The organism is Streptomyces nymphaeiformis (assembly GCF_014203895.1).
In the GTDB taxonomy this organism is placed as follows: Bacteria; Actinomycetota; Actinomycetes; order Streptomycetales; family Streptomycetaceae; genus Streptomyces; species Streptomyces nymphaeiformis.
This window is the reverse complement of the sequence record NZ_JACHJY010000004.1, coordinates 347,938-374,160: the sequence shown is the minus strand read 5'-3', so window position 1 is coordinate 374,160 and position 26,223 is coordinate 347,938. Positions and strand designations below refer to the sequence as shown.

Genomic DNA, 26,223 nt, shown 5'->3' with positions numbered 1-26,223 from the left:
TCAGGCCGTTGTCAGCTCCGTCGCGTCCGGCAGCAGCGCGGTCAGCTCCTGCCAGACGCGCTTCGCGGCGACCCGGCGCAGCCGGAACGGGGCGCCCGCCTGGGCGCCGCCCTCCGCGAGGGGCTCGGCGGGGAGTTCCCGCAGCCAGTAACCGAGCGGGCCGCAGTCCCAGGCGGCGACGGCGCGCGCGACCACGCCCTGCGCGCCGTCCTGCCGGCCCTGCCAGGCCGCCGTCATGCGCCACTGGGAGCGCAGCTCCACCACCAGCTCCGCGAGCCGGGCGGCGACCCCGTCGCCGCCCGCCGCGCGCAGCGCCTCCGCGACCAGCGCCCGCTCGTCCGCGCCCGGCGTCGAGGAAGCCTTCTCCAGGGCGGCCAGCCCCGCCTCCAGGACGCCGACCGTCGTCTCGACGACCTCCTCGGTCGCGTCCCCGTCCGACTGCCGCAGGGCGATCAGGTCGGCGAGCGTCCACACCACGGTCCGAGGCTCCACGAGGCGGTACTCGGCCTCCTCCTGGCCCGGCCAGGTCTCGTGGCAGACGACGTGGTCGTCGCCGATGAGCAGCCCGTGGTGGAGGACGCCCTGCCGCCCGCCCGCCTCCAGGGAGACGATCACGGACGGCTGCACGACCGTCCGCATCAGCGGCAGCAGGAGCGCGGACAGCTGCCCCGCCCCGTCGGCGAGTCCGGCGTCCCGCAGCCGCGCCGCCGCCGGCTCCATGGCCGCCGGGACAGGCTGTCCGGTCGCCAGCTGGGCGAGGACGAAGACGTCGTCGTCGCTCAGCCGGAAGCGGGATCGGGTCACGTCGAAGGAAGGCATCTCACGCTCATTCATCAGGTGGTCAGTACTGGGACTCGGTCCAGAAATGGGTCACGCGGGAGAGCCCGGCCTTCACCGCGCCGAGCTGCGTCAGGGTCGAGCGGTCCACGCCCGCGAAGATCAGGGCGAGGGACAGGTCCCCGCCCTCGGCACGCCCTTCGGCCCGCACGGAGAGCCGGCGGTTCTTGCCGCGCCCGGTCTCGCGGACGGTGATCGTGACGCCGGGGTCCTCGTCGTCGGCGGCGCGGGTCAGGACGTAGCCGTGCTTGTCGAGGGCCGCGAGCCGGTAGTGGTCGCCCGCGTACCGCAGGGCCAGGGCGCGCTGCTCCAGGGTGGCGCCGAAACGGTTCCGTTCCACGTACACGACGCGGTCGCCGACCCGGAGGGTGGACCGGTTCAGGCCGGGCAGCTTCATCCCCTCGACGTGCATCCCGCGCGCCTCGAAGGAAGCCGTCGGCAGCCGCCCGCCGCGTACCTCCGAGACGAGCGACTCCGGAGAGGTACGGGGGAGGGGGCAGGTCAGCGTGATCTCGCCGAACTCCGGCGAGACCCCCTTCCAGCCGGCCCGGTAGTCGTGCCGGTTCCCCTCCTTCCACGCCTGGAGGTCGAAGGGGGTCACCTGGATGTGCATCTTTTCTGACTCCTGCTCGATCGAGGGCTCAGAGGGCTCAGAGGGCTCAGAGGGCTCAGTCGAAGGGGTTCAGCGCGCTGCCGAGCTTCTTCGCGCCGTCCTTGAGGCCGTTCCCGAGGTCGGACGCCTTGTCGCCGACCCAGTCGCCGGCCGCCTCCAGCCCCTTCCCGATCGCCTCGTGGTTGTCCCAGATCATCGCGCCGGCGTACGCGACGCCGGTGCCGACGGCGAGGCCGAGCGTGACCGGGTTCGGGGCCACGGTCAGCGCCGTCAGCGAGGCGTTGAAGGCCGTCCCGGTGAGGTCCGTGGCGAACTTCGCCGGATCCGCCTTGATCATGTCCGTGTCGTACGTGGCGAGGTTGGCCACGCCGTACGCGGTGGCCGCCACACCGCCGACGACACCCGCCCCGCGCAGCCAGCCCGCCGCCTTGGCGGCGTTGGCGAGGCCGCCGTTCTGCGCGACCTTCAGCAGGTTGGCCTCGGCGGCGGTCGGCATGAAGAACGCGCCGTTGCGCATGAACCCGCCGTACATGGCGGCCTCGTCCGAGCCGGTGATCGCGGTCGCGACCCCCGGCGGCACCTTGCTGAGCAGGCTGCCCGGGGCGGCCCCGGCGAGCCGCATGTTGAACTGCTTGGACAGGAAGGTGCCGGGCGCCGTCGGATGGACGAACGGCGGCCGGAGCGCCTTGGACAGCTTGTACGAGTAGAGGCCGGCGGTCGTCAGGGCGCCCGCGAACGCGCCCGCCGTGATGGTGCCGTTGGTGAACTTCGAGACCAGGTCGGCGAGTTTCTCGTTGCCGGTGAGCTTCGCGAGGCCGTCGCGCTGGAGCCGCTGGACGTAGTCGTCGAGCGTCTCGTCGTCCTTCATCTTCAGCCAGGCCAGGTTCATCCGGTCGTCCTTGGCCTTGTCGTCGGCCGCGGAGACCTTGCCCGCGTCACCGTTGAAGCCGGTGCCGAGGGTCTCGTCGTTCTTGTCGCCGTAGCCGTCCACGACGACGGCCTCCAGGTCCTTCTTCAGGTCCTGGTCGGCGACGTCGAAGGCCTTGACGCAGCCGTCCAGGTGCTCGGCCCAGGACGTCTCGGCCTCCCGGACGCTCCTGGCCCCGTCCGGGTCGTGGTGCAGCGCGCTGCGCTCCTCGGGGGTCAGCCGCTCGTAGTCGTAGGCGACCCGTCCCTCCTCGGAGACCTTCATGCCGGCCCTGACCGCGTCGGCGCGGGCGTTCTCCAGCTGCTTCTTCAGCTCGGCGAACTGCTCGTGGGCGTTGCGGAGCAGCGTCGCGGTCGCCTTCGCCTGCGTCTGGGCCGCCTGGTACTCGTAGCGGGTGGCGGTGAAGTTGGTGTGGGCGGCGGTCGCGCTCTCGCCCAGCCAGGCCTGCGAGGCGGGCAGGGACTGCACGCTCTCGCCGTAACGTTCCTCCACCTTCTTCAACTCGCCCGCCATCTCGTCCCACTTGTCCGCGGTGGTGGCGAGCTTGTCCAGGTCGGTCGTCATGATCTCGGCGTACGTCAGCACGGTCGGTCCGCCCCCCCCTCAGTACTGTGTGATGCTCGAGGCCGGCCGGACGCCCGCGATCCGCGCGCGGGTGTCGAGCTCCTGGCCGCTGAAGGAGAGCGCCGTGCCGCGCAGGGCGGTCTTCTCGGAGGCGAGCCGGGCGAGGAGCGTCCTGACCTGCTTGTCCCAGGTGGTCTCGACGGTCTTCAGGCCGGCCGCGGTCGCCCAGCCGGCGAAACCGGCGACGGCCGCCGTGGTGGCGGAGTCCGCCCACTTGGCGGCCTTGCCGGTGTTCGGCTCCAGCTCGTTCTCGATCGTGTTCGCCGCGGCCTTCTTCTTTGCTGGTGCGGTGGCGAGATCGGGCGAACCGCCGGCGGAGCCTCCGCCGCCCCCGCCGTCGAGCTGGTTCAACCGCATGCCGACGGCGCCCTGTTCAGATGCGGAGGTCCGTATACCGGCCCATTCCTCGTCAAAGCCCATAGCCCAACGCCCCCATGAAACGAATGCTTGTGCCTTTGCAGGTGCATCGTATGTTTGCGTGGTGACGCGTGGGGCGCAAGGTCCTGGAACAGGCTCCGGCGAAGCCGGGTCGACCCCCTAGTCCTCCCGCTCCCGCTCCGCCATCCGGATGACGCACACGGCGATCGCGATCTGCAGCGCCGCGTCCGCGTCCTCCCGGACCACGTTCACCGCGTACGTCTCGCGGACGTGGAACCACTGCCGGGAGATGTGGGCCAGGAGTTCGCCCTCGTACTCGACGGTGAACTCCCGGTCCAGGATCCGGCCGCTGACGTCCAGTCCGGTGCCGTCGACGAGCGTCACCCGGTAGTGGTTGCGCAGCAGCGAGAGCCGCTTGCGGCGCACCGTCGCGAGCGGCCGCTCGTCCCGCTCGATCGTCATCGCGTCCCGGAGGCTGAACATCTTCTGCCGCAGGGTCACGAGGATCTGCCCGTCGGGGTCCTTCAGCTCCAGGGTGTCGCGCAGCCGCAGGGCCTTGCCGTCGACGAGGAAGGCGTGGCGGCCCTGCTCGTCCTCGATCCAGTAGTCGTCGCCGATCGCGAACATCTTGTCCCGTACGAGATATTTCACGCCGTATGCCTTCCCCGCTCGTCCCTCCCCTCACCCGTCTCTCACCCGAAGTAGCGGGTGAACGGGTCCGGGGTCGCGCCGAGCGTCGCGCCGAACGGCGAGTCGAGCTGGTGGATCAGCAGCACGGTGAAGGCGATGAACCCGGAAAGACCCATCACCATGACCACATGGGTCGTACTCCTCTTGATCCCGAAGAGGAACATGAACGCCAGCGTCAGCGCGCCGCCGATGAGCAGGCCCGTCCACAGCACGGGGGAGAGCCGCTCCTGTGCCGCCGCCTCCCGGCCCCGGCGCGCGTCGTCGACGTAGCCGATCTGGGCCAGCACCTCCTGGGCGGCGATCTGCTCCGGCACCTTGGCCGAGTCCCCCACCTGGCCCGCCTGCCGGAGCCGTTCGAGCAGCTGCCAGCCGGACGGACCGAGCGGTTCGCGCTCCGCCATCGCCGGCCATTCGACGCCGACGACGTGATCGGCGTAGGCACGGGCCGCGTCCCGCAGGGGCTGCCGCCGGGCGGCGGGGAGCGCGTCCGCGAGGAGGTACGTCTGGTGCAGCGCGCTGGCCTCGGCCTGGACGTTGTCGGCGGCGTCGGAGCGGGTGTCCCAGACGGACACCAGGCAGAGCCCGAGCACCACCGCATAGAGGACCGAGACCATCATGGCGATGTACTCGGCGACGTCCTCCCGCGGTTCCTCGTTCTCGTCGGCCGGAAAGAGCCGGGTCTTGGCGACGACGGCGAGCGCGGCGACGGCCGCGACGCCGAGGACGACGACGAGCGTTTCGAGCAAGGCCACGGTCAGTTCCCCCGGTTGCCGAGCAGGGCGGCCGCGAGGGCCGCCGGGATCAGGAGCAGCAGCAACATCGCGACGACCCCGAACTCATGGGCCTCCCGGGCCCGCCGCCGCAACCGCCCGAAGAGCCCCTCGTTGTCCGGCACGGCCTGGACGCGGGGCCGCTGTGCGGTACCGAGGTCGGTCCGGGGCGGGGTGGGGGGCCCGGGGACGGTCTCGCGACCGACGGGAGGGGCGGCACCCGGAGGGGAGGGGGGTGCGGATCGGGGCACGGAGGACGGGGCGGCCTGCGGGGCGACCCCAGAGAGCGAGGAAGCCCCGGCCCCGACCCCGGAGGCGCCGGCGGTCCCAGCAGTCCCAGCAGCCCCGGAGGTCCCGGGAGCACCAGCAGCCCCGGCGACCCCAGAAGCCCCGGAAGCCCCGGAAGCTCTCGCCGACCCAGCACCCCCGACACCCCCAGCGCCCGCCCCCGCACCCCGGGCACCACTACTCCCCGCCGCCCCACGGGCCCCCGCAGAAGTCCCAGCCCCCGCGGAAGCCCCAGCCCCCGCGGAAGCCCCACCCGCACCACTCCCCGCACCGCCACCCCTCCCCCCACCGGCCGCCGCCGCCCGGGGCGCGGCGACGGTGAAGGTGGCGGAGGAACGCGTGGTGACCGTGGGCGCGGGTACGAGGTCGCCGAAGGCGTCATAGGTCGGGACCCGGTCGCTGCCGGTGGCGAGCCCGGTACTGCGATGGGTGCCCGGCGGGAGCCGGACGGTGGCCGTGCAGCGCGCGGAGGCCCCGGGGACGAGCCTGGCGATGCCGCCCCGGCCGCAGTCCACGGCCCCGAGCCGCAGGGCGGTGTCGGCGACGCGTACGCCATGGAGGGCGAGGTTGCCCGTATTGCTCACGACGTACGTGATGACGGCGCGCCCGCCCGTGGGGGAGACCCGTTCGGTGAGCGTGAGCCCCCCGGCGACCCCGGAGTACCCGGAGCGGGCGACGGCACCGATCGTCCGCCCGAGGGACGGGATGTCCCCCTGGGCCCGCGCGGTGGCGAGGTGCACGCCGGGCAGCGCGCGGAAACGGGCCACGCACTCGACCTCCCCGAGCGCGGCGAGCGGCCGCCGGGGGCAGGACACGGCCCCGGCGGGCACACCGGGGTCGACGACCCGTACCCCGTACAGATGGGCCTCACCCCGGTTGACCAGCCGGTACCGCTTCACGACCTGAGCCCCGACCCGTACCGCCGGTGGCCGCTCCGCGGTGCCGGCGCGCCCGTCCACGGTCACGGTCATCCGCAGCGCCCCGTCTCCGACGCCCCCGGCCCGGGCGACGCCCCCGGGCAGGACGAGCAGCACCGCCATCAGCAGTCCACCGCTCACCCGACGGAGGTAATAGTCCGATGATCTGCCCACACGCGTCATGCGCCCCATGCCATCGCCCGCCCCCACCCCACCCCCACCCAGGACACGCCCCGGCCCCCCACCCGGCCCCCACTTTCCACCCGTACGGCACGCTCCCCATATACCGAGAAACCTGTTTCTGTCGCCTGTCCCCCTGTCCCCCTGTTCCATGAAGAACTGCGACAGGGGGCCGATCCCTTCATCACGCTGGGCGCATGCATCAAGAGACGATCTGCGACCTTTACCTGCGCGTGTCCCTCGACCGGGACGGCAAGACCGCGATCGAACGCCAGGAGGCCGACTGCCGTGCCTGGGCCGAGCGCAACGGACTGACCGTTCGCAAGGTCCACACGGACAGAGGCCGTTCCGGCTACAAGGCCGTGGAGCGCAAGGGCTTCGACGCCGCGCTGGCGGCCGTCACCGCAGGTGTCGTCGACACGCTGATCGTCTGGAAACTGGACCGCCTGTCCCGCAAGGGCATCGGCCAGGTGGGCAAGGTGCTGGACGGCATCGAGAAGGCCGGAGGCCGTCTCGTCTCGGTCGTGGACGGTCTCGACACCTCGAACCGCTCGGCACGCAAGGCCGTCGCCATGCTCGCGGAGCTCGCCCGGTCCGAGTCGACGAACCTCGGCACGCGCGTCGGTCATGCCAAGCGCCATCTGCGCAGCAAGGGCCGGTGGATCGGCGGACAGCCACCGTACGGGCTGCTTGTCGACCCCGAGATCCCGGCGCCCAGGGGCGGGCAGTGGAACGCGGCCAGCGTCATGCAGCTCCTGCGGTCCCCGGCGTTCGCCGGTCTGATGCCGGAGACCGAGACGGTGGAGACGGGCGACGGTGAGCGGAGGCACACGGGCAGGGTCTTCCCGTACCGCGATCCCGAGACCCTCGACACGGTCGCGATCGGAGAGGGGACCATCACGGTCGGGGAGCGTGAACAGATCATCCGCACGCTGGAATCCAGAACGTTCGCGCACGCGGGGAAGCGACGGCCGAACCCTGTCGGGCCCGCGCTTCTCACCGGGCTCGTCCACTGCGCGGTGCCCGGCTGCGGTCGTCGGATGCACTGTGTCGGCGGCAGCTACCAGCGCATGGCGCGCCGTGCGGGCAACCGGTGCGTCGGGGCGTCGGCGCTGGCTGCGACCGTGGACGACTACGTGACCCGACAGTTCCTCACGAAGATTCCCGCGCTGGAGCCCGGTGATCCGCTGCTCGTCGTCATCGCCGACCGTCGGGCCCACCGCGCGGACCCGGAGACCTGTGCGAAGCGCGACGCGCTCACTGCCGAGATCCAGGACCAGGAAGCCCGCTTGGCCGACCTGGAGGACGCACGCCATGTCCGTGGGGAGTTCGCCGGCGCGGCCGCCGTCGAACGCTACAACCGGCTTTCGGAGCACTTGAAAGGGCGCGTCGAGGAGCTTCGGAATCGTCTCCACGCGCTCCCCATGCCCTCCGTGGGCGGTTCCCCGATGCTTGGCGCGCGCGCCCTGTGTGACGCGTGGGAGAACGCGACGAACGAAGACCGGCGCGATCGGTTGTCGCTCGCGATCGACCGGGTCGAGGTGAGCAAGGGAGCACGAGGGCACCGGATCGTCCCGGAACAGCGCATCCGGATCCGCTGGGCGGAGCCTGCGGACACGGGCGCTGCCCGGTAGGCGCTCCACACCGCCGTGACCTCGCGTTCATGGGCGGATGGCAAGCTTGAAGCATGAACGATGCCGCCCCGGCGCCCACCCCCGCGCCCCGCCGCCGTGCCCGTGTCCGCGCCCCCGAGCTGATCGGCAAGGGCGGCTGGCTCAACACCGGAGGCAAGGAACTCACCCTCGCCGACCTCCGGGGGAAAGTCGTTGTAGTTGATTTTTGGACATTTTGCTGTGTGAACTGCCTGCACGTCCTCGACGAGCTGCGGGACCTGGAGGAGAAGCACCGCGACACGCTCGTGATCGTCGGGGTGCATTCGCCGAAGTTCGTGCACGAGGCCGAGCACCAGGCCGTCGTCGATGCCGTCGAGCGGTACGAGGTGCACCACCCCGTGCTCGACGACCCGGAGCTCGCGACCTGGAAGCAGTACGCCGTGCGGGCCTGGCCGACGCTCGTCGTGATCGACCCCGAGGGGTACGTCGTCGCCCAGCACGCCGGTGAGGGGCACGCCAACGCGATCCGGACGCTCGTCGAGGAGCTGGAGGCCGAGCACGAGGCCAAGGGGACGCTGCGGCGCGGCGACGGGCCGTACGTGGCGCCCGAGCCCGTCGCGACCGATCTGCGCTTTCCCGGGAAGGCCGTGGTCCTCGGCAACGGGAACTTCCTCGTCTCCGACACCACCCGGCACCAGCTCGTCGAGCTCGCCGAGGACGGCGAGACCGTCGTGCGGCGCATCGGCGAGGGGGTGTTCCGGGAGCCGCAGGGGCTCGCCCTGCTCCCGGACGGCAAGGTCGTCGTCGCCGACACCGTGAACCACGCCCTGCGCACGTACGACCCCGGGACCGGGGCCGTCGAGCTCGTCGCCGGCACCGGGAAGCAGTGGTGGCAGGGGTCCCCGACCTCCGGCCCCGCGCTCGACGTCGACCTGTCCTCGCCGTGGGACGTCGCCTGGTGGCAGGGCAAGGTGTGGATCGCCATGGCCGGTGTGCACCAGCTGTGGACGTACGACCCGGAGACCGGGACCGTCCAGGTCGCGGCCGGGACCACCAACGAGGGGCTCGTCGACGGGCCCGTCGCCGAGGCCTGGTTCGCCCAGCCGTCCGGGCTCGCGGCCACCGAGGACCGGCTCTGGATCGCCGACTCCGAGACCAGCGCCCTGCGGTACGTCGACGCCGAAGGCGTCGTGCACACCGCCGTCGGCACCGGGCTCTTCGACTTCGGGCACCGTGACGGCGCCGCCGACCAGGCGCTCTTCCAGCACCCGCTCGGCGTGACCGCCCTGCCCGACGGTTCGGTCGCCGTCTCCGACACGTACAACCACGCCCTGCGCCGCTTCGACCCCGCCACCGGCGAGGTCACCACCCTCGCCACCGATCTGCGCGAGCCCAGCGACGCGGTCCTCGTCGGCGGCGACATCGTGGTCGTCGAGTCCGCCCGGCACCGGCTGACCCGGCTGCGGCTGCCCGAGGAGGCCGTCCAGGTCGAGTCCGCCGCCTACCGGACGCAGCGCGAGGCCACCGAGATCGCCCCCGGCCGGCTCCGGCTCGACGTCGTCTTCCAGGCCCCGACCGGGCAGAAGCTGGACGAGCGCTACGGCCCCTCGACCCGGCTCCTCGTCTCCTCCACCCCGCCGGAGCTGCTGCGCGGCGGCGAGGGGACCGGGACCGACCTCTTCCGGGAGCTGGACCTCGACCCGGAGATCACCGAGGGCGTGCTGCACGTCTCCGCGATGGCCGCGTCCTGCGACGACGACCCCGCCAACGAGTACCCGGCCTGCCACGTCCACCAGCAGGACTGGGGCGTCCCTGTGAAGGTCACTGAGGCGGGCGTGACCCGGCTGCCGTTGATCCTCGCCGGTATGGACGGGTAGTCAGACGGCGGTCAGCGGACGATTCCCTGGTTCCTGGACGGGCGCCCCGCGGCCCCGTCCAGGCACCCCTCCACCCACGCCGCCGGATCGTGCACGGCCCGCTCGCCGCCCATCCCCTGGCGCTCCATGTCGGCGCACTCGCCCTCGCGCAGGGGGCGCCACTTCACGATCCGGACGGCCTGGAGGTATCCGCCCTCGTAGGCGATGTCCGTGCCCCACGGGGGTCGTTCGTCGTAGCGCGCGATCACGGCTCCGCCCGCCGCCGTGGCGAGCACCACGGCGGCGGCGAGGACGGTGACGAACTTCCCCCGGGGCGGCCCCTCATGACGTTCCATGAGGAGGACGCTGCCAGTCGGGGCCTTTCGCGGATGTTTCGCGAGAGGAGGACCTCAGCCCTCCAGGAACGCCACCAGCGCGTTCGCGAGGAGGAACGGGTCGTCCGCGCCGCAGAGTTCGCGGGCGCTGTGCATCGAGAGGATCGCGACGCCGATGTCGACCGTCGAGATGCCGTGCCGGGCCGCCGTGATGGGGCCGATCGTGGTGCCGCAGGGCATGTCGTTGCTGGAGACGAAGGACTGCCAGGGCACCCCCGCCTTCTCGCAGGCGGCGGCGAAGACCGCGCGGCCGCTGCCGTCGGTGGCGTACCGCTGGTTGACGTTCACCTTGAGGATCGGGCCGCCGTTGACGCGCGGGTGGTGCGTCGGGTCGTGGCGCTCGGCGTAGTTGGGGTGGACGGCGTGGCCGGTGTCGGAGGAGAGGCAGACGGTGCCGGCGAAGGCGCGGGCCCGGTCCTCGTAGGAGCCGCCGCGGGCGTAGACCGAGCGCTCCAGGACGTTGCCGAGGAGGGGGCCCTGGGCGCCGGTGTCGGCCTCGGAGCCGTTCTCCTCGTGGTCGAAGGCGGCGAGGACCGGGATGTACGGGAGGTCGTCGCGGCCCGCGAGGGAGGCGAGCGCGGCGGTGGCGGCGTGCACGGACAGCAGGTTGTCCATGCGCGGGCCGGCGAGGAGTTCCCGGTCGCGGCCGAGGTACGCGGGCGCGTCGACGGCGTGGACCATGAGGTCCCAGCCGGTGACGTCCTCGGCGTCGACGCCGGCCTCGGCGGCGACGAACTCGATGAGGTCGCCCTCGTGGACCTGTCCGATGCCCCAGATGGGCTGCATGTGGCGCTGGCGGTCGAGCTTGAGGCCGTCGTTGACCTGGCGGTCGAGGTGGATCGCGAGCTGCGGGACGCGCAGCAGCGGCCGGTCGACGTTGACGAGGTGGTGGCTGCCGTCGCGGAGGGTGAGGCGGCCGGCGAGGCCGAGGTCGCGGTCGAGCCAGGTGTTGAGCAGGGTCCCGCCGTAGATCTCGACGGCGACCTGGCGCCAGCCCTGCGCGCCCATGTCGGGCTGCGGCTTGACGCGCAGGTTGGGGGAGTCGGTGTGGGCGCCGACGATCCGGTACGGGGTGTGGGCGGAGGCGCCCTCCGGCACGTACCAGGCGATGATCGCGCCGCCGCGGATCACGTACTTCCCGCCGTGCGTACCGTCCCAGGCCGCGGTCTCCTCGACGCGGCGGAAGCCGACCTTCTCGAGCCGCTCGGCCGCGCTCGCCACCGCGTGGTACGGCGAGGGGGAGGCCGTCAGAAAGGCCATCAGGTCGTCGGTGTGGCCGCGGTCGAAGGGGCCGGCGGTGGGACGGGAAGCTGCGCTGCTCATGGGGTCACCTTACGCAGAGACCGGAATTCGAATACGAGACCCCGGAAATGGGGACACCGCCGGGACAGCACCCGGGACATCACCAGCCCGCGTTCGGGACGCCCCCTGGGACACTGCCCGTCCCTGTCCGGGACACCGCCCGCCTCCGTTCCTGCTCGTCCGTACGGCCCGCCCCCCGGACGGGCCGTACGGACGACCCCGCCCCGTCCCGAGCGCAGGAACGGCCCGCCCCCCTCCCCGGGGACGGGCCGTTCCTTCAGGACGTGGCGCGTCTTAGAACGCGGCCTCGTCCAGGTCCATGAGCGAGCCGTCGACGGCCTCGGCAAGCGCGCGCTCGGCGGAGACGCCGGGCAGGACGTTGGCGGCGAAGAACTTCGCGGCCGCGATCTTGCCCTGGTAGAAGGCGACGTCCTTGCCGGTGGCGCCCTCGGCCAGCTTCTCGGCGGCGACGGCCGCACCCTTGAGGAGCAGGTAGCCGACGACGACGTCGCCGGAGGCGAGCAGCAGGCGGGTGGTGTTGAGGCCGACCTTGTAGATGTTCTTGACGTCCTCGCCGGTGGCGGTGAGGTCGGTGATCATCTTGCCGACGATGCCCTCCAGGTCGACGGCCGCCTTGGCGAGCGCGTCGCGGGCGCCGGCCAGCTCCTCGCCGCCGGTGCCGACCGCGAGGAACTTCTTGATCTCCTCGGACAGCGCGTTCAGGGAGGCGCCCTGGTCGCGGACGATCTTGCGGAAGAAGAAGTCCTGGCCCTGGATGGCCGTGGTGCCCTCGTAGAGGGTGTCGATCTTGGCGTCCCGGATGTACTGCTCGATCGGGTACTCCTGCAGGAAGCCGGAGCCGCCGAAGGTCTGGAGCGACTGCGCGAGCTGCTCGTAGCCCTTCTCGGAGCCGTAGCCCTTCACGATCGGGAGCAGCAGGTCGTTCAGGCCGTGCAGGGCCTTCGCGTCCTCGCCGGCCGCTTCCTTGACCGCGATCGAGTCCTGCACGGAGGCCGTGTAGAGGACGAGGGAGCGCATGCCCTCGGCGTACGCCTTCTGCGTCATGAGCGAGCGGCGGACGTCGGGGTGGTGCGTGATGGTGACCTTGGGCGCGGCCTTGTCCATGAAGTTGGCCAGGTCGGTGCCCTGGACGCGCTCCTTGGCGTACTCCAGGGCGTTGAGGTAGCCCGTGGAGAGGGTGGAGATCGCCTTCGTGCCGACCATCATGCGGGCGAACTCGATGATGAGGAACATCTGGCGGATGCCGTCGTGCTTGTCGCCGATCAGCCAGCCCTTGGCGGGGTGCTGGTCGCCGAAGGTCATCTCGCACGTGTTGGAGGCCTTGAGGCCCATCTTGTGCTCGACGTTCGTGGCGTAGACGCCGTTGCGGGCGCCCAGCTCGCCGGTCTCCCAGTCGAACTCGTACTTCGGGACGAGGAAGAGGCTCAGGCCCTTGGTGCCGGGGCCGGCGCCCTCGGGGCGGGCGAGGACGTAGTGGAGGATGTTCTCCTCCATGTCGTGCTCACCGGAGGTGATGAAGCGCTTGACGCCCTCGATGTGCCAGGAGCCGTCCTCCTGCTGGATGGCCTTGGTGCGGCCGGCGCCGACGTCCGAGCCCGCGTCGGGCTCGGTGAGGACCATGGTGGAGCCCCAGCGCTTCTCGACGGCGATCTGCGCGACCTTCTTCTGCGCCTCGTTGCCCTCGTTGTAGAGGATGCCGGCGAAGGCCGGGCCGGAGGAGTACATCCAGATGGCCGGGTTCGAGCCGAGCAGCAGCTCCGCGTAGGCCCAGATCAGGGAGCGGGGGGAGACGGTGCCGCCGATCTCCTCCGGGATGCCCAGGCGCCAGTACTCGGACTCCATGAAGGCGTTGTACGACTTCTTGAAGGTGGCCGGGACCGGGGCCGTGTTGGTCTCCGGGTCGAAGACCGGCGGGTTGCGGTCGGCGTCGGCGAAGGACTCCGCGAGCTCGTTCTCGGCGAGGCGGCGGATCTCGTCGAGGATGCTCTTGGCGGTCTCGACGTCCATCTCCTCGAACGGCCCGGTGCCGTACACCTTGTCGCGGCCGAGGACCTCGAAGAGGTTGAACTCGATGTCGCGGAGATTCGACTTGTAGTGCCCCATGGCGACGGCTCCGTAAAGGCTCGGGGAGGCGGATGTCCTGATACGCGCGCGTGCTGGTGCTCGTACTACCGGCGAGTAGCCAACACTTCTCTACGATGATGCTACCCACCGGTAATAAGGGCAACCCCTATCCGGCCATCTGTGACACGAGCCGCACGAAAAGGGGCCCGGGGCATGTGCCCCGGGCCCCTCTCGCGGAGCGTACGGCCGGTACGTCTCCCGCACGCCCTCAGTACAGATGAGTGAGATCGGTTCCCTCCGGGGCGCGGAAGCAGCCGGAGACGACGGTGATGCCGATCAGGTTCTTCTTCTTCGGGTCCTTGCTGCCGACCCACAGCTCGGCGTTGACGGCGAAGTGCTCGTTCACCTTGTCCGCCGTGAGTTCGAGGGACTTGGCCCTGCTGTTGTTGGGGCCGTACGAGACGATCTTCCACCCCTTGGCGGGCAGCGCCTGGTGGAGCCGTTCGAAGCCCTGCTTCAGCTCGTCCTCGGAGACGTCGTACAGGGACCACGGGTGGCGGACCGAGAAGAGGTGCTCAGGGTCCTCCTTGCACCTGGAGGCACCCGCGCCGCCCGGGGTCGTCTTGCCCTGGGGCAGCCCGATCAGGTCGAAGATCTCGCTGGAGATCTCCTTGGTCCGCGTCCGGGCATCCTCGACGTCGAGGGTCGTGGGGGTGTAGCCGAGGTCGTCCGCGTCGTTCATGGTGCTGCATCCCGTCGCGAGGGTGGTGAGGCAGAGGAGGAGGGCGCCGAGCGCGGCCGGGCGCCGGGTGCGGCGTCGTCGCGAGATCGTCGCCGCATGAGTGCTGGTGGGGTGGTCGCTGGGGTTCATCAATCCTCGTTCACCTTGTCGTACGCGCCTGCCACGACCTTCGACTGGTTCTTGAGACTCTCCGAGTCCCGTGTCCAGTAGTCGCTGTGTCCGCTGGTGTCCACGTCCATCCGGTGGGCGCCGAACAGTTCGTCGGAGGGCACGGTCTGCACGTACCCGGCGTTGAACGGGATGCCGTTCCAGGTCTCGACGCCCCACGTGTAGCCGCCGAGCCCGGCCACCTTGCCGCCCGCGGGCACGACGTCGTTCCACGCCGCCTCGGACCAGACGTGGCCCTTGTCGACGTCCAGGTCCTCGGCCTTGCCGGTCAGCATGCCGGGGCTGCCGACGGCGACGATGTCGTCGGCCGCGAGATGGCCCCGGTTGGAGGCGTCGCCGACGACCGTGGAGCCGTAGCTGTGTCCGATGATCGTGGTGTGGCTCTTGTCGGCGCCGCCCTGCACGGTCTCCAGGCCGTCCATGAACTGGAGCAGTTTGGGGGAGCCGTCGTGCGCCCAGCCCTTCTGCATGGCGTCGGGGGCGATGGAGTGCGGAGCCTCGTAGCCGAACCAGGTGATGGTGGAGACCTTCTCGCCCGGCGCCCACTTCTGGGTCTCCAGCCACGTCTCCGTCATCCGCGAGATGTTGTCGTCGAAGTCGTTGAGGTTCGTCGTCGTGCCCGGCACGTAGACGGCGGTGTGGTCGGCGGTGTCGGGGTTGCCGTTGGCGATGATCGCCCGGCCGATGCCGTTCTTGTCGTACCCGAGGAGGTAGGCCTCGGGGAGGCCCTCCTTGCCCGTGGCGTCGAAGCGGGCCTGGATCGATTCGATGCCCTTGAGCTGGTTCTTCAGCGTCTCCTGGTTCTTCTGCCACTCCCGGTACTCGGGACTGACGACGACCGCCGGGTAGGAGCCGCTCGGGTTCGGGATGTACTGGTTCGGCGCGGGCTTGTTCAGGTCCGTCTGGATCTGCGCCCGGGTCTCCGCGAACACCATGCGGTTGGCGTCGTCGCGGACCGACGACGGCAGGCCGTCCAGGGAGCCGACGGATGCCGGGTAGAGCGTCGCGTACTCGTCGCGCTGCTCCTGGGTGAGGCCGTTCCACCAGTCGGCGTTCTCCTTGGGGGACTTGCCGTGGGGGATCTTGTCGTCGTCGGCGTACTTGCCGGCGGCGTCCTGCATCGCCTTGGTGTCCTTGGCGGCGTCCACGAGGGTCTCGTCGCTGACGGTGAGGCCGGGCTCGGCCTTGAGCTTGCGCAGGACGCCGGCGTAGCGGCCGTCGATCTCGGCGGCCTCCCGGACGGCGTCGCCGATGCGCTGGGCGATGTCCTCGGCCTTGCCCTTGTTGGCGTCGGCGCTGCCGATGCCCTCGGCCTTGCCGGGGAGGTAGGGGATGGGGGCGCCGTCGTGCGCGGTGTTGTTGCCCGGGGCGAGGACGGACGACTGGGTCGGGTAGGTCACCGTCCCGTCGGCGTTCACGGTGAACTTCAGGTTCTCCGCGTCTTCGAGGGCCTGCTTCAGCTTCTTCTGCGGGGCGGCGAGTTCGGCCGCGAGCCCGTTGAGCGCCGTACGGATCAGGCCGCACTCGGTGTGCAGGTACTGGTAGTTGCGGGAGAGCTGCTGGACGTCGCCGCCCGCCCTGCTCGCCGCCTCGCCCTTCTGGGTGTCGTGGATCTTGGCGAACATGCCGTTGTCCACGCGGTCCTTGTCCGCGTTGGCGCGGGAGCTGACCTTGCCCCAGCCGTCGGCGGCGTCGGTGTACTCGCTCAGCTTCACGTCGCGCAGTTGCTGCCAGGTGGGCATGCGGGATCAGCCCTCCTTCTTCTGGCCGGGCTGATCGGAGGGGCCCGACTGCCGGGCGCCCTCGGCGGCCACCTTCTGCCGGGTGTCCTCCTCGCGCTCGCCGAAGTCCCGTCCGGCGGCCTTGAGGGCGCCTTCGAGCCGGCCGCACTCGTCACGGACGGCGGAGACGCGGGTCTTCCAGGTGCCGAGGATCTCGGTGAGCGCGGCGGAGGAGTCGAAGCCGGCGGTGGAGCCGGTGACGCCCTCGTTGGCCGTGTCCAGGTCGGTGACCGAGTTCGAGGTGGAGGTCCGCAGCTCGCCCGCGGTGTTTCCGGCGCTGTGCCAGGGGCCGACGTCGGCCTTGAGGTCGCCGCCGCCTCCCCCTTCGGGGGCGGGGAGCCCCGCGAGGCTCATCGCCGCGGGTTGTTCTCCGATGATTTCCTGCCATTTGGCGTTGAGCGCCATCTGTCACCCCCGTGGTGGCCGGATTGCTTCCGCGAACCTAGCAAGAGAGGGAGTGCGGTGCGAAGAAACGTGCGAGAGGCGCCGATGCGCCTGCCCCGGCGGCCCGCCGGTCGATAGTCTGGGCCTCATGTACGGCTACGACCAGAATCCGGGTGCCCAGCAGCAGTACGCGCCCCCGCCCCAGCAGGGGCAGTACGCGCCGCCGCAGGCCGGGATGCAGGCCGGTATGCCGGGCGGCATGCAGGGCGGGTACGCCCAGCAGCAGCCCCCGCTGTACCCGGAGCCCTCGCCGCCCTCCCTCGCGGACGCCGTGCGCGCCTTCACGACCGGCACCCTGGCCCCCGAGGACTTCCAGCAGATCTTCGCGACCTCGAAGGTCTACTGCCCGCGCGGCGACAACCCGGGCTTCCTCGCCCTGCACAACACCCAGCAGCCGGTGATCCCGATGTTCACCTCGCTGAAGGAGCTGCGGCGGTACGCGGGCAAGGAGTCGAAGTACTTCGTGATCACCGGCGCCGAGGTGATCGACCTGCTGCCGACGGGCTACGGCTTCGTGCTCGACATGGAGGGCGACCACCGCATGGTCTTCGACGCGAAGGCCGTGGAGCAGATGGTCGACTTCGCGATGCGGCGGATGTACGGCTGACGGACGCTGGAGGTACGTGGGGACGCCCGGGAGGAATTCCTCCCGGGCGTTTCGCGTTCCAGGTGGTAGAAAGTTCAGCGTTCAACTAAAGTGGACGTACAAGGTCGCACCTAGGAGGTCCGGTCATGCCCGCTGTGACTGTCGAGAACCCGCTCACCCTGCCGCGCGTCGCCGCCACCGCCGACGCCGTCTCCCGCCCCGTGCTCGCCGTCACCACGGCCCCCTCGGGCTTCGAGGGCGAGGGATTCCCGGTGCGCCGCGCGTTCGCCGGGATCAACTACCAGTACCTCGACCCGTTCATCATGATGGACCAGATGGGTGAGGTGGAGTACGCGCCCGGAGAGCCCAAGGGCACGCCCTGGCATCCCCACCGCGGCTTCGAGACCGTCACCTACATCATCGACGGGACCTTCGACCACCAGGACTCCAACGGCGGCGGCGGCACCATCACCAACGGCGACACCCAGTGGATGACCGCCGGCTCCGGCCTCCTCCACATCGAGGCCCCGCCGGAGTCCCTCGTCGTCAGCGGCGGCCTCTTCCACGGCCTCCAGCTGTGGGTGAACCTGCCCGCGAGCGACAAGATGATGGCCCCCCGCTACCAGGACATCCGCGGCCGCCAGGTCCAGCTCCTCACCTCCCCCGACGGCGGCGCGCTGCTCCGCGTCATCGCCGGCGAGCTCGACGGCCACGAGGGCCCCGGCATCACCCACACCCCGATCACGATGATCCACGCCACCCTGCGCCCCGGCGCCGAGATCAACCTGCCCTGGCGCGAGGACTTCAACGGCCTCGCGTACGTGCTCGCCGGCCGCGGCACCGTCGGCACCGACCGCCGGCCCATCCACACCGGGCAGACCGCCGTCTTCGGCAAGGGCGGCGCGCTCACCGTCCGCGCCGACGAGAAGCAGGACGGGAACACCCCCGACCTGGAGGTCGTGCTCCTCGGCGGACAGCCGATCCGCGAGCCCATGGCGCACTACGGCCCGTTCGTCATGAACACCCAGGCCGAACTCCGCCAGGCCTTCGAGGACTTCCAGGCGGGCCGCCTCGGCACGATCCCGGCGGTCCACGGGATGGGCGAGTAGTCCGTACCGTCCGCTGACGGGCCGTCACCCGGACGGCCCGTCAGCGTGCGACGACACGCCGACGGGCGTGATCCGGTGGACGGGTGCAGACGCAGACACCGCTCCTCCCCGAACCCGTCCGCCGGTTCGCCGCCTGGTGCGTCGTCCTGCTGCTCGCCGCCGGGGTCGCCGCCGTCTTCATCTGGCTCTGCGTCGAATTCAAGACGGCCGTCACCCCCGTCCTCCTCGCGATCCTCGGCACCGCCCTCCTCGGGCCGCTCTACCGGCGCCTGGTGCTGATGAAGGTCCGCAAGGGCCTCGCCGCCGCGCTCACCGTCGCCGCCGTCCTCGTGGTCGTCGGCGGCGCCACGTACATCGTCGTCGTCGCCCTCATCGACACCGGCGACCAGATCATCGCCTCGCTCCGGCAGGCCGCCTCCGACATCGCCGACCACCTCGGCGCGGCCGGCACCTCCCTCGACGACCTCGCCAGGAACGCCGAGAAACTCCTCAGGGAGTTCGGCGGCACCGCCGCGTCCGGCGTCATCAGCGGGCTCAGCGTCGTCGGCCAGATGCTCGCCACCGCCGTCCTCGCGCTCCTCCTGATCTTCTTCTTCCTCAAGGACTCCGACCGGGCCGCCGGCGCCCTGCGCGCCCTCGCGCCCCGCGCCACCGGCGACCTCGTCGAGGCCATGGCCCGCCGCGCCTTCGAGGCCGTCGAGGGCTTCATGCGCGGCACCACCGTCGTCGCCCTCGTCGACGCCGTCCTCATCGGCATCGGCCTCGTCATCCTCGACGTGCCCGGCGCGGTGGGCCTCGCCGCGCTCGTCTTCGTCACCGCCTACATCCCGTACCTCGGCGCCTTCCTCTCCGGCGCGATCGCCGTCCTCGTCGCCCTCGCCGACCGCGGCTTCGTCATCGCGCTGTGGACGCTCGGCGTCGTCCTCGCCGTCCAGGTCATCGAGGGGAACGTCCTCCAGCCCCTCGTCCAGAGCCGGACCGTCCAGATGCACCCGGCCGTGGTCATGCTCGCGATCACCGCCGGCGCGTCCGTCGCGGGCATCCTGGGCATGCTCCTCGCCGTCCCGCTGACGGCCGCGGCGACCGGGATCCTGGGGGAACTGAGGACGCGGTACGGAAGCGCCGCCGCGGACGGTTAGGCCGGCGTCAGACCACCGCGCTCGAACGAGGCCAGAAGCTGTTCGAGCGCCGCCTGGTCGGGACCCACGAACGGGTTCGCGTCCGGCGCGGCGGCGAGCGTCTCCAGCATCCGGTCCGTCATCCGCACGGCCGGCGGCAGATGCGTGCACAGCACGATCTCCGGGTTCATCGCCCGCAGCGGTTCGAGCGAAGCCCGGTACCTCCCCGGGTCCACCAGCTGCACCCACGGGCTGTCGATCGTCGCCCACAGCAGCTGCGCCCGCCGCAGCTCCTCCGGCTTCAGATCGCTCGCGTGCCCGCTCTCGGCGAGCTCGGCGCTCGGCATCGGCCCGCCGAAGCAGTCCGAGCTGAAGCAGATCCGGGTCCGGTCGTCGTAGAAGCCGACGGTCGCCGGGTTGTCGTAGAGCGGCGGCCGGAAGCCGTGCAGCGTCCGGTCCCCGACGTCGAGGGACTGGCCCGGGTTGAGGAAGTACACCCGGTCCATGGGCAGCGCCCGCTCGGTCGACATGATGCCGAAACCGATGAACGTCGTGACCACGCGCGCGCGTGGCGCCGCGTCGAGCAGGTCGAAGATCCCGCCCGTGTGGTCCCGGTCGGGGTGCGTCAGCCAGATCCAGCGCACGTCGGCCGGCTCCACGACCCCGCCGAGCGCGGCGACGAAGTCACGGTCCTCGACCGAGAGCCCGGTGTCGACGACCACGGGCTCGGCGGCGGTGAGGACGTAGGCGTTGACGGGGAGGTGCCCGACGCCCGGAACGTCGAGACTGTCGGCGATCACCGTGGTGTCGCTGCCGACCTTGTGGGTGTCCATGACGCACTCCGTGCTCCCCCACACGCGACCGCCTGGAACCAGTCTGCGCCCCGTGTGGGCAATCGTCCCGGCGGAACGACTGCCCACAACGGGGCGGCTACCGACAGCAGCCGCCCTCCGACCCCGGCTCGTTCAGTTCGAACCAGATCGCCTTGCCCTCGCCCCGCGGATCCACCCCCCACGCGTCCGCCAGCATCTCCATCAGGACCAGGCCCCGCCCGCTGGACGCCATCTCCCCCGGGTGCCGCTTGTGCGGCAGTTCGTCGCTGCCGTCGGAGACCTCGACCCGCAGCCGCCGCGTCTTCTCGCCGCACGCGACCTCCGCGACGAGGAGCGCGTCGCCGTCCGTGTGGACGAGGACGTTCGTGACCATCTCGGAGACCATCAGGACCGCCGCGTCGAGCTGGTCCTCGTCCGACCAGTCGTGCAGCAGCTGCCGGACCTGCTCGCGGGCCTCGGCGATCCGTTCCGGTTCGGCCTGGGCGATGGTCATCAGGGTGCGGCGCGGGGCCTCCCGGACGGTGCCGGCGGGCCGGCGGGACAGCAGGAGCACCGCGATGTCGTCCTCCCGGCGGTCGGCGAGCGGCCCCGTCGTGTGGTGCGAGCCGGGCCCGTGGACGGCCTCCACGAGCGCGTCGGCGAGCCGCTCCAGGTCGTCGCCGTCATGGGACTCCAGGAGCTCCCGTACGCGCTCCCAGCCGCTGTCCAGGTCGTGCCCGCCGGTCTCCAGGAGCCCGTCGGTGCAGATCATGAGGGTCTCGCCGGGCTCCAGGGTGAGCCGGGTGGTGGGGTAGTCGGTGTCGGGGTCGATGCCGAGCGGCAACCCCCCGGCGGTGGGCCGGAGCAGAACCGTTCCGTCGTTCATCCGTACCGCCGGATCCGGATGCCCCGCGCGCGCGATGTCGACGATCCCCGTCTCCAGGTCGACCTCCAGGTAGAGACAGGTCGCGAAACGCGGACCGCCGCCGTTCCCGTCCCCGTCGTCCCCGTCCGTGATCCCGTACAGGAAGCGGGACGCGCGCGCGAGGACCGCGTCGGGACGGTGGCCCTCGGAGGCGTACGCGCGGAGGGCGATCCGCAGCTGTCCCATGAGGCCGGCCGCCCGCACGTCGTGCCCCTGCACGTCCCCGATGACGAGCGCGATCCGGCCCGTGCCGGGCTGGCCGGTGCGGGAGGAGCCGCCGGGCAGCCGGATCATGTCGTACCAGTCGCCGCCGACCTGGAGCCCGCCGCCGGTCGGCACGTACCGCGCGGCGACCCGGATGCCGGGGATGCCGGGCCCGAGGACCGGCATCATCGTCCGCTGGAGTCCGAGCGACAGCTCGCGCTCGGACTCGGCCACGCCCGCGCGTGCGAGCGCCTGCGCGAGCATCCGCGCGACCGTCGTCAGCACGGACCGCTCGTCGGGCGTGAACGCCACCGGGTGCTTGAAGGCCGCCATCCAGGCACCCATCGTCCGACCGGCGACGACGAGCGGCACGAAGGCCCAGGACTGGCGCCCGAACCGCTGCGCGAGCGGCCAGGTCATGGGAAACCGCCGCAGGTACTCCTCCGGCGTCGGCAGATAGATCGCCCGCCCGGTCCGCGCGACCTCCGCCGCCGGATAGTCGGTGTCCAGCGACATCGACGTGAACGGCCCCTCGTCGCCCTCGCTGTGCCCGTGGTGCCCGATCACCGTCAGCCGCTCGCCCGCCACGCCGAAGACCGCGAGCCCGTCCGGCGAGAAACCGGGCATGGACAGCGAGGCCGCCACGCGCAGCACCTCGGCCGTCGACCGCGCCTCGGCGAGCGCCCGCCCCGCGTCGAGCAGGAAGGCCTCGCGGGAGCGGCGCCAGTCGCCGGTGATGGGGGTGCGGGCGGCGGTGCCCGGCTGCTGCTCGGCGACCTCCTGGAGCGTGCCGACCAACTGGTAGTCGTTGCCCTCGATGAGCGGCTTCGACCTGCTCCGTACGGTACGGATCACCCGTCCGTGCTCGTCCATGATCCGCAGCCGGGCCTCCGCGAGGGTGCCCTCGGCGACGGCGAGGTTGACCACCCCGTCGATCTCGTTCCAGTCGACCGGGTGAAAACGCGACCGCACCGCCGCCTCGGTGAGCCGCACGGGCTCGGCGGGCAGCCCGAGCAGCCGGGCGGCCTCGGCGTCGAGCGAGACGATCCCGGACGCGTTGTCCCAGCGCCACAGGCCGGTCGCGATCGCGGCCAGGACGTCCTCGGTGCGCATTGCCCCACTTTATGAATATCGGACAGCAGGTCGCCACCGACACTATTCGAAATGCGATCTTGGACCGGCCGGTACTCTGGGTGGGTCTGCCCTCGTGTCCTGTGACATCTGTGACAGGGGCCACAAGGCAGCCGCCGACCCCAAGATCCCGAAGACTGGATGAACGACGATGCATCGGTACAGGTCCCACACCTGCGGCGAGCTCCGCGCCTCTGACGTCGGCACCGACGTCCGGCTGAGCGGCTGGCTGCACAATCGGCGCGACCTGGGCGGCATCCTCTTCATCGATCTGCGCGACCACTACGGCATCACGCAGCTCGTCGCCCGGCCCGGCACCCCCGCCGCCGAGGTTCTCGACAAGCTGACGAAGGAGACCGTCGTCCGCGTGGACGGCAAGGTCGTCTCCCGCGGCACGGAGAACGTCAACCCCGAGCTGCCGACCGGCGAGATCGAGATCGAGGCCGCCGAGGTCGAGGTCCTCGGCGCCGCCAAGCAGATCCCCTTCACCATCAACACCGACGACGGTGTCAACGAGGAGCGGCGCCTGGAGTACCGCTTCCTCGACCTGCGCCGCGAGCGCATGCACCGCAACATCATGCTGCGCTCCGCCGTCATCGCCTCCATCCGCTCCAAGATGGTGGCCCTCGGCTTCAACGAGATGGCGACCCCGATCCTCGCCGCGACCTCCCCCGAGGGCGCCCGCGACTTCGTCGTCCCGTCCCGCCTGAACCCGGGCAAGTTCTACGCGCTGCCGCAGGCGCCGCAGCAGTTCAAGCAGCTGCTGATGATCTCCGGCTTCGACCGGTACTTCCAGATCGCGCCCTGCTTCCGCGACGAGGACGCCCGCGCCGACCGCTCCCCGGGCGAGTTCTACCAGCTCGACGTCGAGATGAGCTTCGTCGAGCAGGAGGACGTCTTCCAGCCGATCGAGAAGCTCATGACGGAGCTCTTCGAGGAGTTCGGCGGCGGCCGCCACGTCACCTCGCCGTTCCCGCGCATCCCGTTCCGCGAGTCGATGCTCAAGTACGGCAACGACAAGCCGGACCTGCGCACCGACCTCGAACTGGTCGACATCTCCGACGTCTTCGAGGCGTCCGAGTTCAAGGCCTTCGCCGGCAAGCACGTCCGCGCGCTCGCCGTCCCGAACACCGGCGACCAGCCGCGCAAGTTCTTCGACTCCCTCGGCGACTTCGCGGTCTCCCTGGGCGCGAAGGGCCTGGCCTGGGTCCGCGTGGGCGAGGAGAACGCCCTCACCGGCCCCATCGCCAAGTTCCTCACCGAGGAGAACGTCAAGGTCCTCACCGAGCGCCTCGGCCTGGCTCCCGGCCACGCGATCTTCTTCGGCGCGGGCGAGTTCGACGAGGTCTCCAAGATCATGGGCCCGGTCCGGGTCGAGGCCGCCAAGCGCGCCGGCCAGTTCGAGGAGAACGTCTTCCGCTTCGCGTGGATCGTCGACTTCCCGATGTACGAGCGGGACGAGGAGACCGGCAAGATCGACTTCTCGCACAACCCGTTCTCCATGCCGCAGGGCGGCCTCGAGGCCCTGGAGACCCAGGACCCGCTGGACGTCCTCGGCTGGCAGTACGACATCGTCTGCAACGGCATCGAGCTCTCCTCCGGCGCCATCCGGAACCACGAGCCCGAGATCATGTTCAAGGCCTTCGAGATCGCGGGCTACTCCCGCGAGACCGTCGAGTCCGAGTTCGCCGGCATGCTCCGCGCCTTCGAGTACGGCGCCCCGCCGCACGGCGGCATCGCCCCGGGCGTCGACCGCATCGTCATGCTCCTCGCCGACGAGCCCAACATCCGCGAGACGATCGCCTTCCCGCTGAACGGCAACGCCCAGGACCTCCTGATGGGCGCCCCGACGGAACTCGACGAGTCCCGCCTGCGCGAACTGAACATCCAGCTCCGCAAGCCGGTCGAGAAGAAGACGGAGGACCGCCCGGTGACGGAGTCGGTCCACCCGGAGGCGGGCCGCTAAGCCCCCCCCGAACACAAGAGGGGCCCGAAACCACACATGGTTTCGGGCCTCTTCTGCTTCCGCCACGCGAATCGCCCTTCCGTCCCTCGTGCAATCTTGTGCATGGAGGCTTTGGCGGGCTACTGGCAGCCACCCAGCGCCATCGAACGCGGACCGTACGAGGCACGACTGCGCGGCAACTGGCCCGTCTACTACGACTCGGTCGCGGACCTGCACCCCCCGCAGCCGCGGCACACGGCGGATCAACCCGACGTGACGATCTTCAGTCCGTACCGGGACCCACGGACGCGATCCGCGTGCCTGGCCGTCCACACCGCCGGCATGCTGCCCGCCCCCGTTCCGGATCCGGTCTTCGTCATCCGCGACCTGGGGTGGTTCGAAAGGGTCCGGGAGCCCGGGGACCCGGCGTACCTCGTGGTGAACCCAGGCAGCCCGTGCGAGGGAGTCCTGCCTGCGACTCCGGAGGGGCGGGCCCTGTGGCGGTACCACTTCGAGAAGAGCGACCGGCCCGTCGGCCTGGCCCACGGCGTCGTCCGCATCCCCTGGCCCGGGACTTCGCGGGAACCGTCTCCGCGGACCACTGGCGGGCGGCCGCGGCGCGCGTGGTTCGTCTGTGTGCGGAGGAGGCCACCGAGCCACGGCTGACCCCCGATGGCGTGACGCGGGGTCGCGCCACCTCGCCCTCCCACCTCGCCGCAGAGTCGACGGAGTCCACCGGCTCATCGGCCGGATCACCCGCTACGAGGCTCGCTTCCGGGCCGACGGCCTACTGCCGGAGGGTGCGTACGTCCACTCCACCGAAGCCTGGGACTACGGCCGCGCCTCGGCCATGGCTCGCTGGGGTCTGGCCGCCGGCTACTGCACCTTCCCGGAGAGCGAGGCCGCCATCATCCGGGCCGGCCGCCTCGTACGCACCAACTACCGCTCCTGGGCTGAGTTCTCCGGGTCGCTGCCTCCACTTCGACGAGGAGGAGTTCGGCGAGTACGGCGCCCCGCTGCACGGCGGCATCGCCCCGGGCGTCGACCGCATCGTCATGCTCCTCGCCGACGAGCCCAACATCCAGCCCCGCAAACCGGTCGAGAGACCGCTGCCCCACCTGGCCGACACCTGAAGAAGGCACCGGAACCTCTCGGATTCCGGGCCCTTCGCGTCGCGTCGTCAGACCGCGCGGAGGCGGCGGAACTCATGCGGAGTGCGAGGGAACAAGGAGGAGAGGATGTTCGAGCGCAGCTCCCCGGAAAGTGAAGACGCGAGGAACTGTGTGCAGGAAACGGGAAAATGTTCCCATCGGTCGCCGCGCGCCTCGTTCACCATGACTGTCCACTGGTCCGGCCGGAGCCGGGGCCGAACAAGCCAGTAGAGACATTCCCCGTTGTCTGTCGTCGCCCATGGGATAACCCGGGCCCCCTCGACTTCCAACTCGGCAGGCTTCTTCTCGAACTCCCATAGGTCTTCCAGGTCTTCGGTCTGATTCCTGGCCCATTCGATCAGGTCGTAATTCTCATTCGGGCAGCCTGGCTCGAGGACGTACAGATAGTCGTCCCAGTTGCTGCCTCCGTAGAGGCGGATGAGCTCCTTGTAATCGGAGGGAAGCTCATCCCCAAGGCTCCGCTCCACGTCGCCCCAATCCTTCTGGCGGGACTCGGTCGGTGCCGGGAAGATCTCAAGAAGACGCGGAATGGCGTTGCTCATGTCGGGAGGCCTGTTTCTGAGATGCGATAGGTCCGGACGGTGGGGCCTGGATTCATTCGACTGCTTTC

24 protein-coding genes are annotated in these 26,223 nt (G+C 70.9%); 8 read left to right on the top strand and 16 right to left on the bottom strand.

Going from position 1 to position 26,223, the window contains the following annotated elements; genetic code table 11:
* The 7 genes from GGE06_RS15845 to GGE06_RS15815 all read right to left on the bottom strand — a co-directional run bounded on the left by GGE06_RS15845 (position 1) and on the right by GGE06_RS15815 (position 6,186).
* On the bottom strand, positions 1-819 hold the full coding sequence (locus GGE06_RS15845) for a histidine kinase (protein ID WP_116160056.1): 819 nt from the start codon (positions 817-819) through the stop codon (positions 1-3).
* 22 nt (positions 820-841) lie between these two features.
* Positions 842-1,450, bottom strand: coding sequence for a hypothetical protein (locus GGE06_RS15840; protein ID WP_184931102.1), 609 nt, complete (start codon positions 1,448-1,450; stop codon positions 842-844).
* 55 nt (positions 1,451-1,505) lie between these two features.
* Entirely contained in the window at positions 1,506-2,942 is a 1,437-nt protein-coding gene (locus tag GGE06_RS15835) for a hypothetical protein (protein ID WP_221518122.1), read from the bottom strand.
* Positions 2,943-2,981: 39 nt separating this feature from the next.
* Positions 2,982-3,359 carry a hypothetical protein gene (locus tag GGE06_RS15830; protein ID WP_246532583.1) on the bottom strand — a complete coding sequence of 126 codons (378 nt, stop codon included), beginning with the start codon at positions 3,357-3,359 and terminating at the stop codon, positions 2,982-2,984.
* A 180-nt stretch (positions 3,360-3,539) separates the two neighbouring features.
* Entirely contained in the window at positions 3,540-4,031 is a 492-nt protein-coding gene (locus tag GGE06_RS15825) for an LURP-one-related/scramblase family protein (RefSeq protein ID WP_116160060.1), read from the bottom strand.
* Between the two features lie 41 nt (positions 4,032-4,072).
* Positions 4,073-4,822 carry a bestrophin-like domain gene (locus GGE06_RS15820; protein ID WP_184931101.1) on the bottom strand — a complete coding sequence of 250 codons (750 nt, stop codon included), beginning with the start codon at positions 4,820-4,822 and terminating at the stop codon, positions 4,073-4,075.
* A 2-nt stretch (positions 4,823-4,824) separates the two neighbouring features.
* Positions 4,825-6,186 (bottom strand): CLIPPER-2 domain-containing protein, encoded by a 1,362-nt coding sequence (locus GGE06_RS15815; protein ID WP_184931100.1) that lies wholly within the window; start codon positions 6,184-6,186, stop codon positions 4,825-4,827.
* A 236-nt stretch (positions 6,187-6,422) separates the two neighbouring features.
* Here GGE06_RS15815 and GGE06_RS15810 point away from each other — a divergent pair, with 236 nt between their 5' ends.
* Both GGE06_RS15810 and GGE06_RS15805 read left to right on the top strand, forming a co-directional pair.
* Positions 6,423-7,859 carry a recombinase family protein gene (locus tag GGE06_RS15810; RefSeq protein WP_184931099.1) on the top strand — a complete coding sequence of 479 codons (1,437 nt, stop codon included), beginning with the start codon at positions 6,423-6,425 and terminating at the stop codon, positions 7,857-7,859.
* Between the two features lie 53 nt (positions 7,860-7,912).
* A complete protein-coding gene (locus GGE06_RS15805; RefSeq protein WP_184931098.1) occupies positions 7,913-9,715 on the top strand; it encodes an NHL domain-containing thioredoxin family protein in 1,803 nt (600 codons plus the stop codon).
* An 11-nt stretch (positions 9,716-9,726) separates the two neighbouring features.
* On the opposite strand, the gene GGE06_RS15800 is transcribed toward GGE06_RS15805, so the two are convergent.
* The 6 genes from GGE06_RS15800 to GGE06_RS15775 all read right to left on the bottom strand — a co-directional run bounded on the left by GGE06_RS15800 (position 9,727) and on the right by GGE06_RS15775 (position 16,572).
* The gene (locus tag GGE06_RS15800; protein WP_116160065.1) at positions 9,727-10,050 is read right to left on the bottom strand and encodes a hypothetical protein; all 324 of its coding nucleotides are present in this window, start codon (positions 10,048-10,050) and stop codon (positions 9,727-9,729) included.
* 54 nt (positions 10,051-10,104) lie between these two features.
* Positions 10,105-11,412, bottom strand: a complete 1,308-nt coding sequence (locus tag GGE06_RS15795; protein ID WP_116160066.1) for a M18 family aminopeptidase — start codon at positions 11,410-11,412, stop codon at positions 10,105-10,107.
* Positions 11,413-11,685: 273 nt separating this feature from the next.
* Positions 11,686-13,515, bottom strand: coding sequence for an acyl-CoA dehydrogenase (locus GGE06_RS15790; RefSeq protein ID WP_116160067.1), 1,830 nt, complete (start codon positions 13,513-13,515; stop codon positions 11,686-11,688).
* Positions 13,516-13,744: 229 nt separating this feature from the next.
* Complete coding sequence (locus GGE06_RS15785) at positions 13,745-14,347, bottom strand: hypothetical protein (RefSeq protein ID WP_116160068.1); 603 nt, start codon at positions 14,345-14,347, stop codon at positions 13,745-13,747.
* Positions 14,347-16,128, bottom strand: a complete 1,782-nt coding sequence (locus GGE06_RS15780; RefSeq protein WP_184931097.1) for an alpha/beta hydrolase — start codon at positions 16,126-16,128, stop codon at positions 14,347-14,349. The genes GGE06_RS15785 and GGE06_RS15780 overlap by 1 nt, the downstream gene beginning before the upstream one ends.
* Before the next feature lie 6 nt (positions 16,129-16,134).
* A complete protein-coding gene (locus tag GGE06_RS15775; protein WP_147321085.1) occupies positions 16,135-16,572 on the bottom strand; it encodes a hypothetical protein in 438 nt (145 codons plus the stop codon).
* Positions 16,573-16,699: 127 nt separating this feature from the next.
* On the opposite strand from GGE06_RS15775, the gene GGE06_RS15770 reads away from it, so the two are divergent.
* The 3 genes from GGE06_RS15770 to GGE06_RS15760 all read left to right on the top strand — a co-directional run bounded on the left by GGE06_RS15770 (position 16,700) and on the right by GGE06_RS15760 (position 19,445).
* Entirely contained in the window at positions 16,700-17,218 is a 519-nt protein-coding gene (locus GGE06_RS15770; RefSeq protein ID WP_116160071.1) for an SseB family protein, read from the top strand.
* Between the two features lie 125 nt (positions 17,219-17,343).
* Positions 17,344-18,306 carry a pirin family protein gene (locus GGE06_RS15765; protein ID WP_184931096.1) on the top strand — a complete coding sequence of 321 codons (963 nt, stop codon included), beginning with the start codon at positions 17,344-17,346 and terminating at the stop codon, positions 18,304-18,306.
* 83 nt (positions 18,307-18,389) lie between these two features.
* Complete coding sequence (locus tag GGE06_RS15760; protein ID WP_116160073.1) at positions 18,390-19,445, top strand: AI-2E family transporter; 1,056 nt, start codon at positions 18,390-18,392, stop codon at positions 19,443-19,445.
* Here the strand turns inward: GGE06_RS15760 and GGE06_RS15755 are convergent.
* Together GGE06_RS15755 and GGE06_RS15750 are read right to left on the bottom strand one after the other, a co-directional pair.
* Positions 19,442-20,257, bottom strand: coding sequence for an MBL fold metallo-hydrolase (locus GGE06_RS15755; protein WP_184931095.1), 816 nt, complete (start codon positions 20,255-20,257; stop codon positions 19,442-19,444). The two genes, GGE06_RS15760 and GGE06_RS15755, sit on opposite strands and share 4 nt — an antisense overlap.
* Before the next feature lie 97 nt (positions 20,258-20,354).
* The gene (locus GGE06_RS15750) at positions 20,355-22,478 is read right to left on the bottom strand and encodes a SpoIIE family protein phosphatase (protein WP_116160075.1); all 2,124 of its coding nucleotides are present in this window, start codon (positions 22,476-22,478) and stop codon (positions 20,355-20,357) included.
* Positions 22,479-22,647: 169 nt separating this feature from the next.
* Between GGE06_RS15750 and aspS the strand changes: the two genes are divergently transcribed.
* The 3 genes from aspS (at position 22,648) to GGE06_RS42605 (ending at position 25,708) form a co-directional block, all read left to right on the top strand.
* On the top strand, positions 22,648-24,462 hold the full coding sequence (gene aspS, locus GGE06_RS15745) for an aspartate--tRNA ligase (protein ID WP_116160076.1): 1,815 nt from the start codon (positions 22,648-22,650) through the stop codon (positions 24,460-24,462).
* A 102-nt stretch (positions 24,463-24,564) separates the two neighbouring features.
* Positions 24,565-25,107 carry a hypothetical protein gene (locus tag GGE06_RS42610; RefSeq protein WP_246532582.1) on the top strand — a complete coding sequence of 181 codons (543 nt, stop codon included), beginning with the start codon at positions 24,565-24,567 and terminating at the stop codon, positions 25,105-25,107.
* Positions 25,076-25,708, top strand: a complete 633-nt coding sequence (locus tag GGE06_RS42605) for a DUF1266 domain-containing protein (protein ID WP_312883152.1) — start codon at positions 25,076-25,078, stop codon at positions 25,706-25,708. Before GGE06_RS42610 ends, GGE06_RS42605 begins: the two co-directional genes overlap by 32 nt.
* Here the strand turns inward: GGE06_RS42605 and GGE06_RS15735 are convergent.
* Positions 25,622-26,155 carry an SMI1/KNR4 family protein gene (locus tag GGE06_RS15735; RefSeq protein WP_116160077.1) on the bottom strand — a complete coding sequence of 178 codons (534 nt, stop codon included), beginning with the start codon at positions 26,153-26,155 and terminating at the stop codon, positions 25,622-25,624. The two genes, GGE06_RS42605 and GGE06_RS15735, sit on opposite strands and share 87 nt — an antisense overlap.
* Between the last annotated feature and the right edge of the window lie 68 nt (positions 26,156-26,223).

Coding starts and splice junctions, on each gene's coding strand:
- GGE06_RS15780 (WP_184931097.1), bottom strand. CDS start 16,128: ATGCCCACCTGGCAGCAACTGCGCGACGTGAAGCTGAGCGAGTACACC.
- GGE06_RS15795 (WP_116160066.1), bottom strand. CDS start 11,412: ATGAGCAGCGCAGCTTCCCGTCCCACCGCCGGCCCCTTCGACCGCGGC.
- GGE06_RS15845 (WP_116160056.1), bottom strand. CDS start 819: ATGCCTTCCTTCGACGTGACCCGATCCCGCTTCCGGCTGAGCGACGAC.
- GGE06_RS15830 (WP_246532583.1), bottom strand. CDS start 3,359: ATGCGGTTGAACCAGCTCGACGGCGGGGGCGGCGGAGGCTCCGCCGGC.
- GGE06_RS15775 (WP_147321085.1), bottom strand. CDS start 16,572: ATGGCGCTCAACGCCAAATGGCAGGAAATCATCGGAGAACAACCCGCG.
- GGE06_RS15805 (WP_184931098.1), top strand. CDS start 7,913: ATGAACGATGCCGCCCCGGCGCCCACCCCCGCGCCCCGCCGCCGTGCC.
- GGE06_RS15800 (WP_116160065.1), bottom strand. CDS start 10,050: ATGGAACGTCATGAGGGGCCGCCCCGGGGGAAGTTCGTCACCGTCCTC.
- GGE06_RS15750 (WP_116160075.1), bottom strand. CDS start 22,478: ATGCGCACCGAGGACGTCCTGGCCGCGATCGCGACCGGCCTGTGGCGC.
- GGE06_RS15790 (WP_116160067.1), bottom strand. CDS start 13,515: ATGGGGCACTACAAGTCGAATCTCCGCGACATCGAGTTCAACCTCTTC.
- aspS (WP_116160076.1), top strand. CDS start 22,648: ATGCATCGGTACAGGTCCCACACCTGCGGCGAGCTCCGCGCCTCTGAC.
- GGE06_RS15755 (WP_184931095.1), bottom strand. CDS start 20,257: ATGGACACCCACAAGGTCGGCAGCGACACCACGGTGATCGCCGACAGT.
- GGE06_RS42610 (WP_246532582.1), top strand. CDS start 24,565: ATGGAGGCTTTGGCGGGCTACTGGCAGCCACCCAGCGCCATCGAACGC.
- GGE06_RS15770 (WP_116160071.1), top strand. CDS start 16,700: ATGTACGGCTACGACCAGAATCCGGGTGCCCAGCAGCAGTACGCGCCC.
- GGE06_RS15810 (WP_184931099.1), top strand. CDS start 6,423: ATGCATCAAGAGACGATCTGCGACCTTTACCTGCGCGTGTCCCTCGAC.
- GGE06_RS15835 (WP_221518122.1), bottom strand. CDS start 2,942: ATGACGACCGACCTGGACAAGCTCGCCACCACCGCGGACAAGTGGGAC.
- GGE06_RS15785 (WP_116160068.1), bottom strand. CDS start 14,347: ATGAACCCCAGCGACCACCCCACCAGCACTCATGCGGCGACGATCTCG.
- GGE06_RS15735 (WP_116160077.1), bottom strand. CDS start 26,155: ATGAGCAACGCCATTCCGCGTCTTCTTGAGATCTTCCCGGCACCGACC.
- GGE06_RS15765 (WP_184931096.1), top strand. CDS start 17,344: ATGCCCGCTGTGACTGTCGAGAACCCGCTCACCCTGCCGCGCGTCGCC.
- GGE06_RS15840 (WP_184931102.1), bottom strand. CDS start 1,450: ATGCACATCCAGGTGACCCCCTTCGACCTCCAGGCGTGGAAGGAGGGG.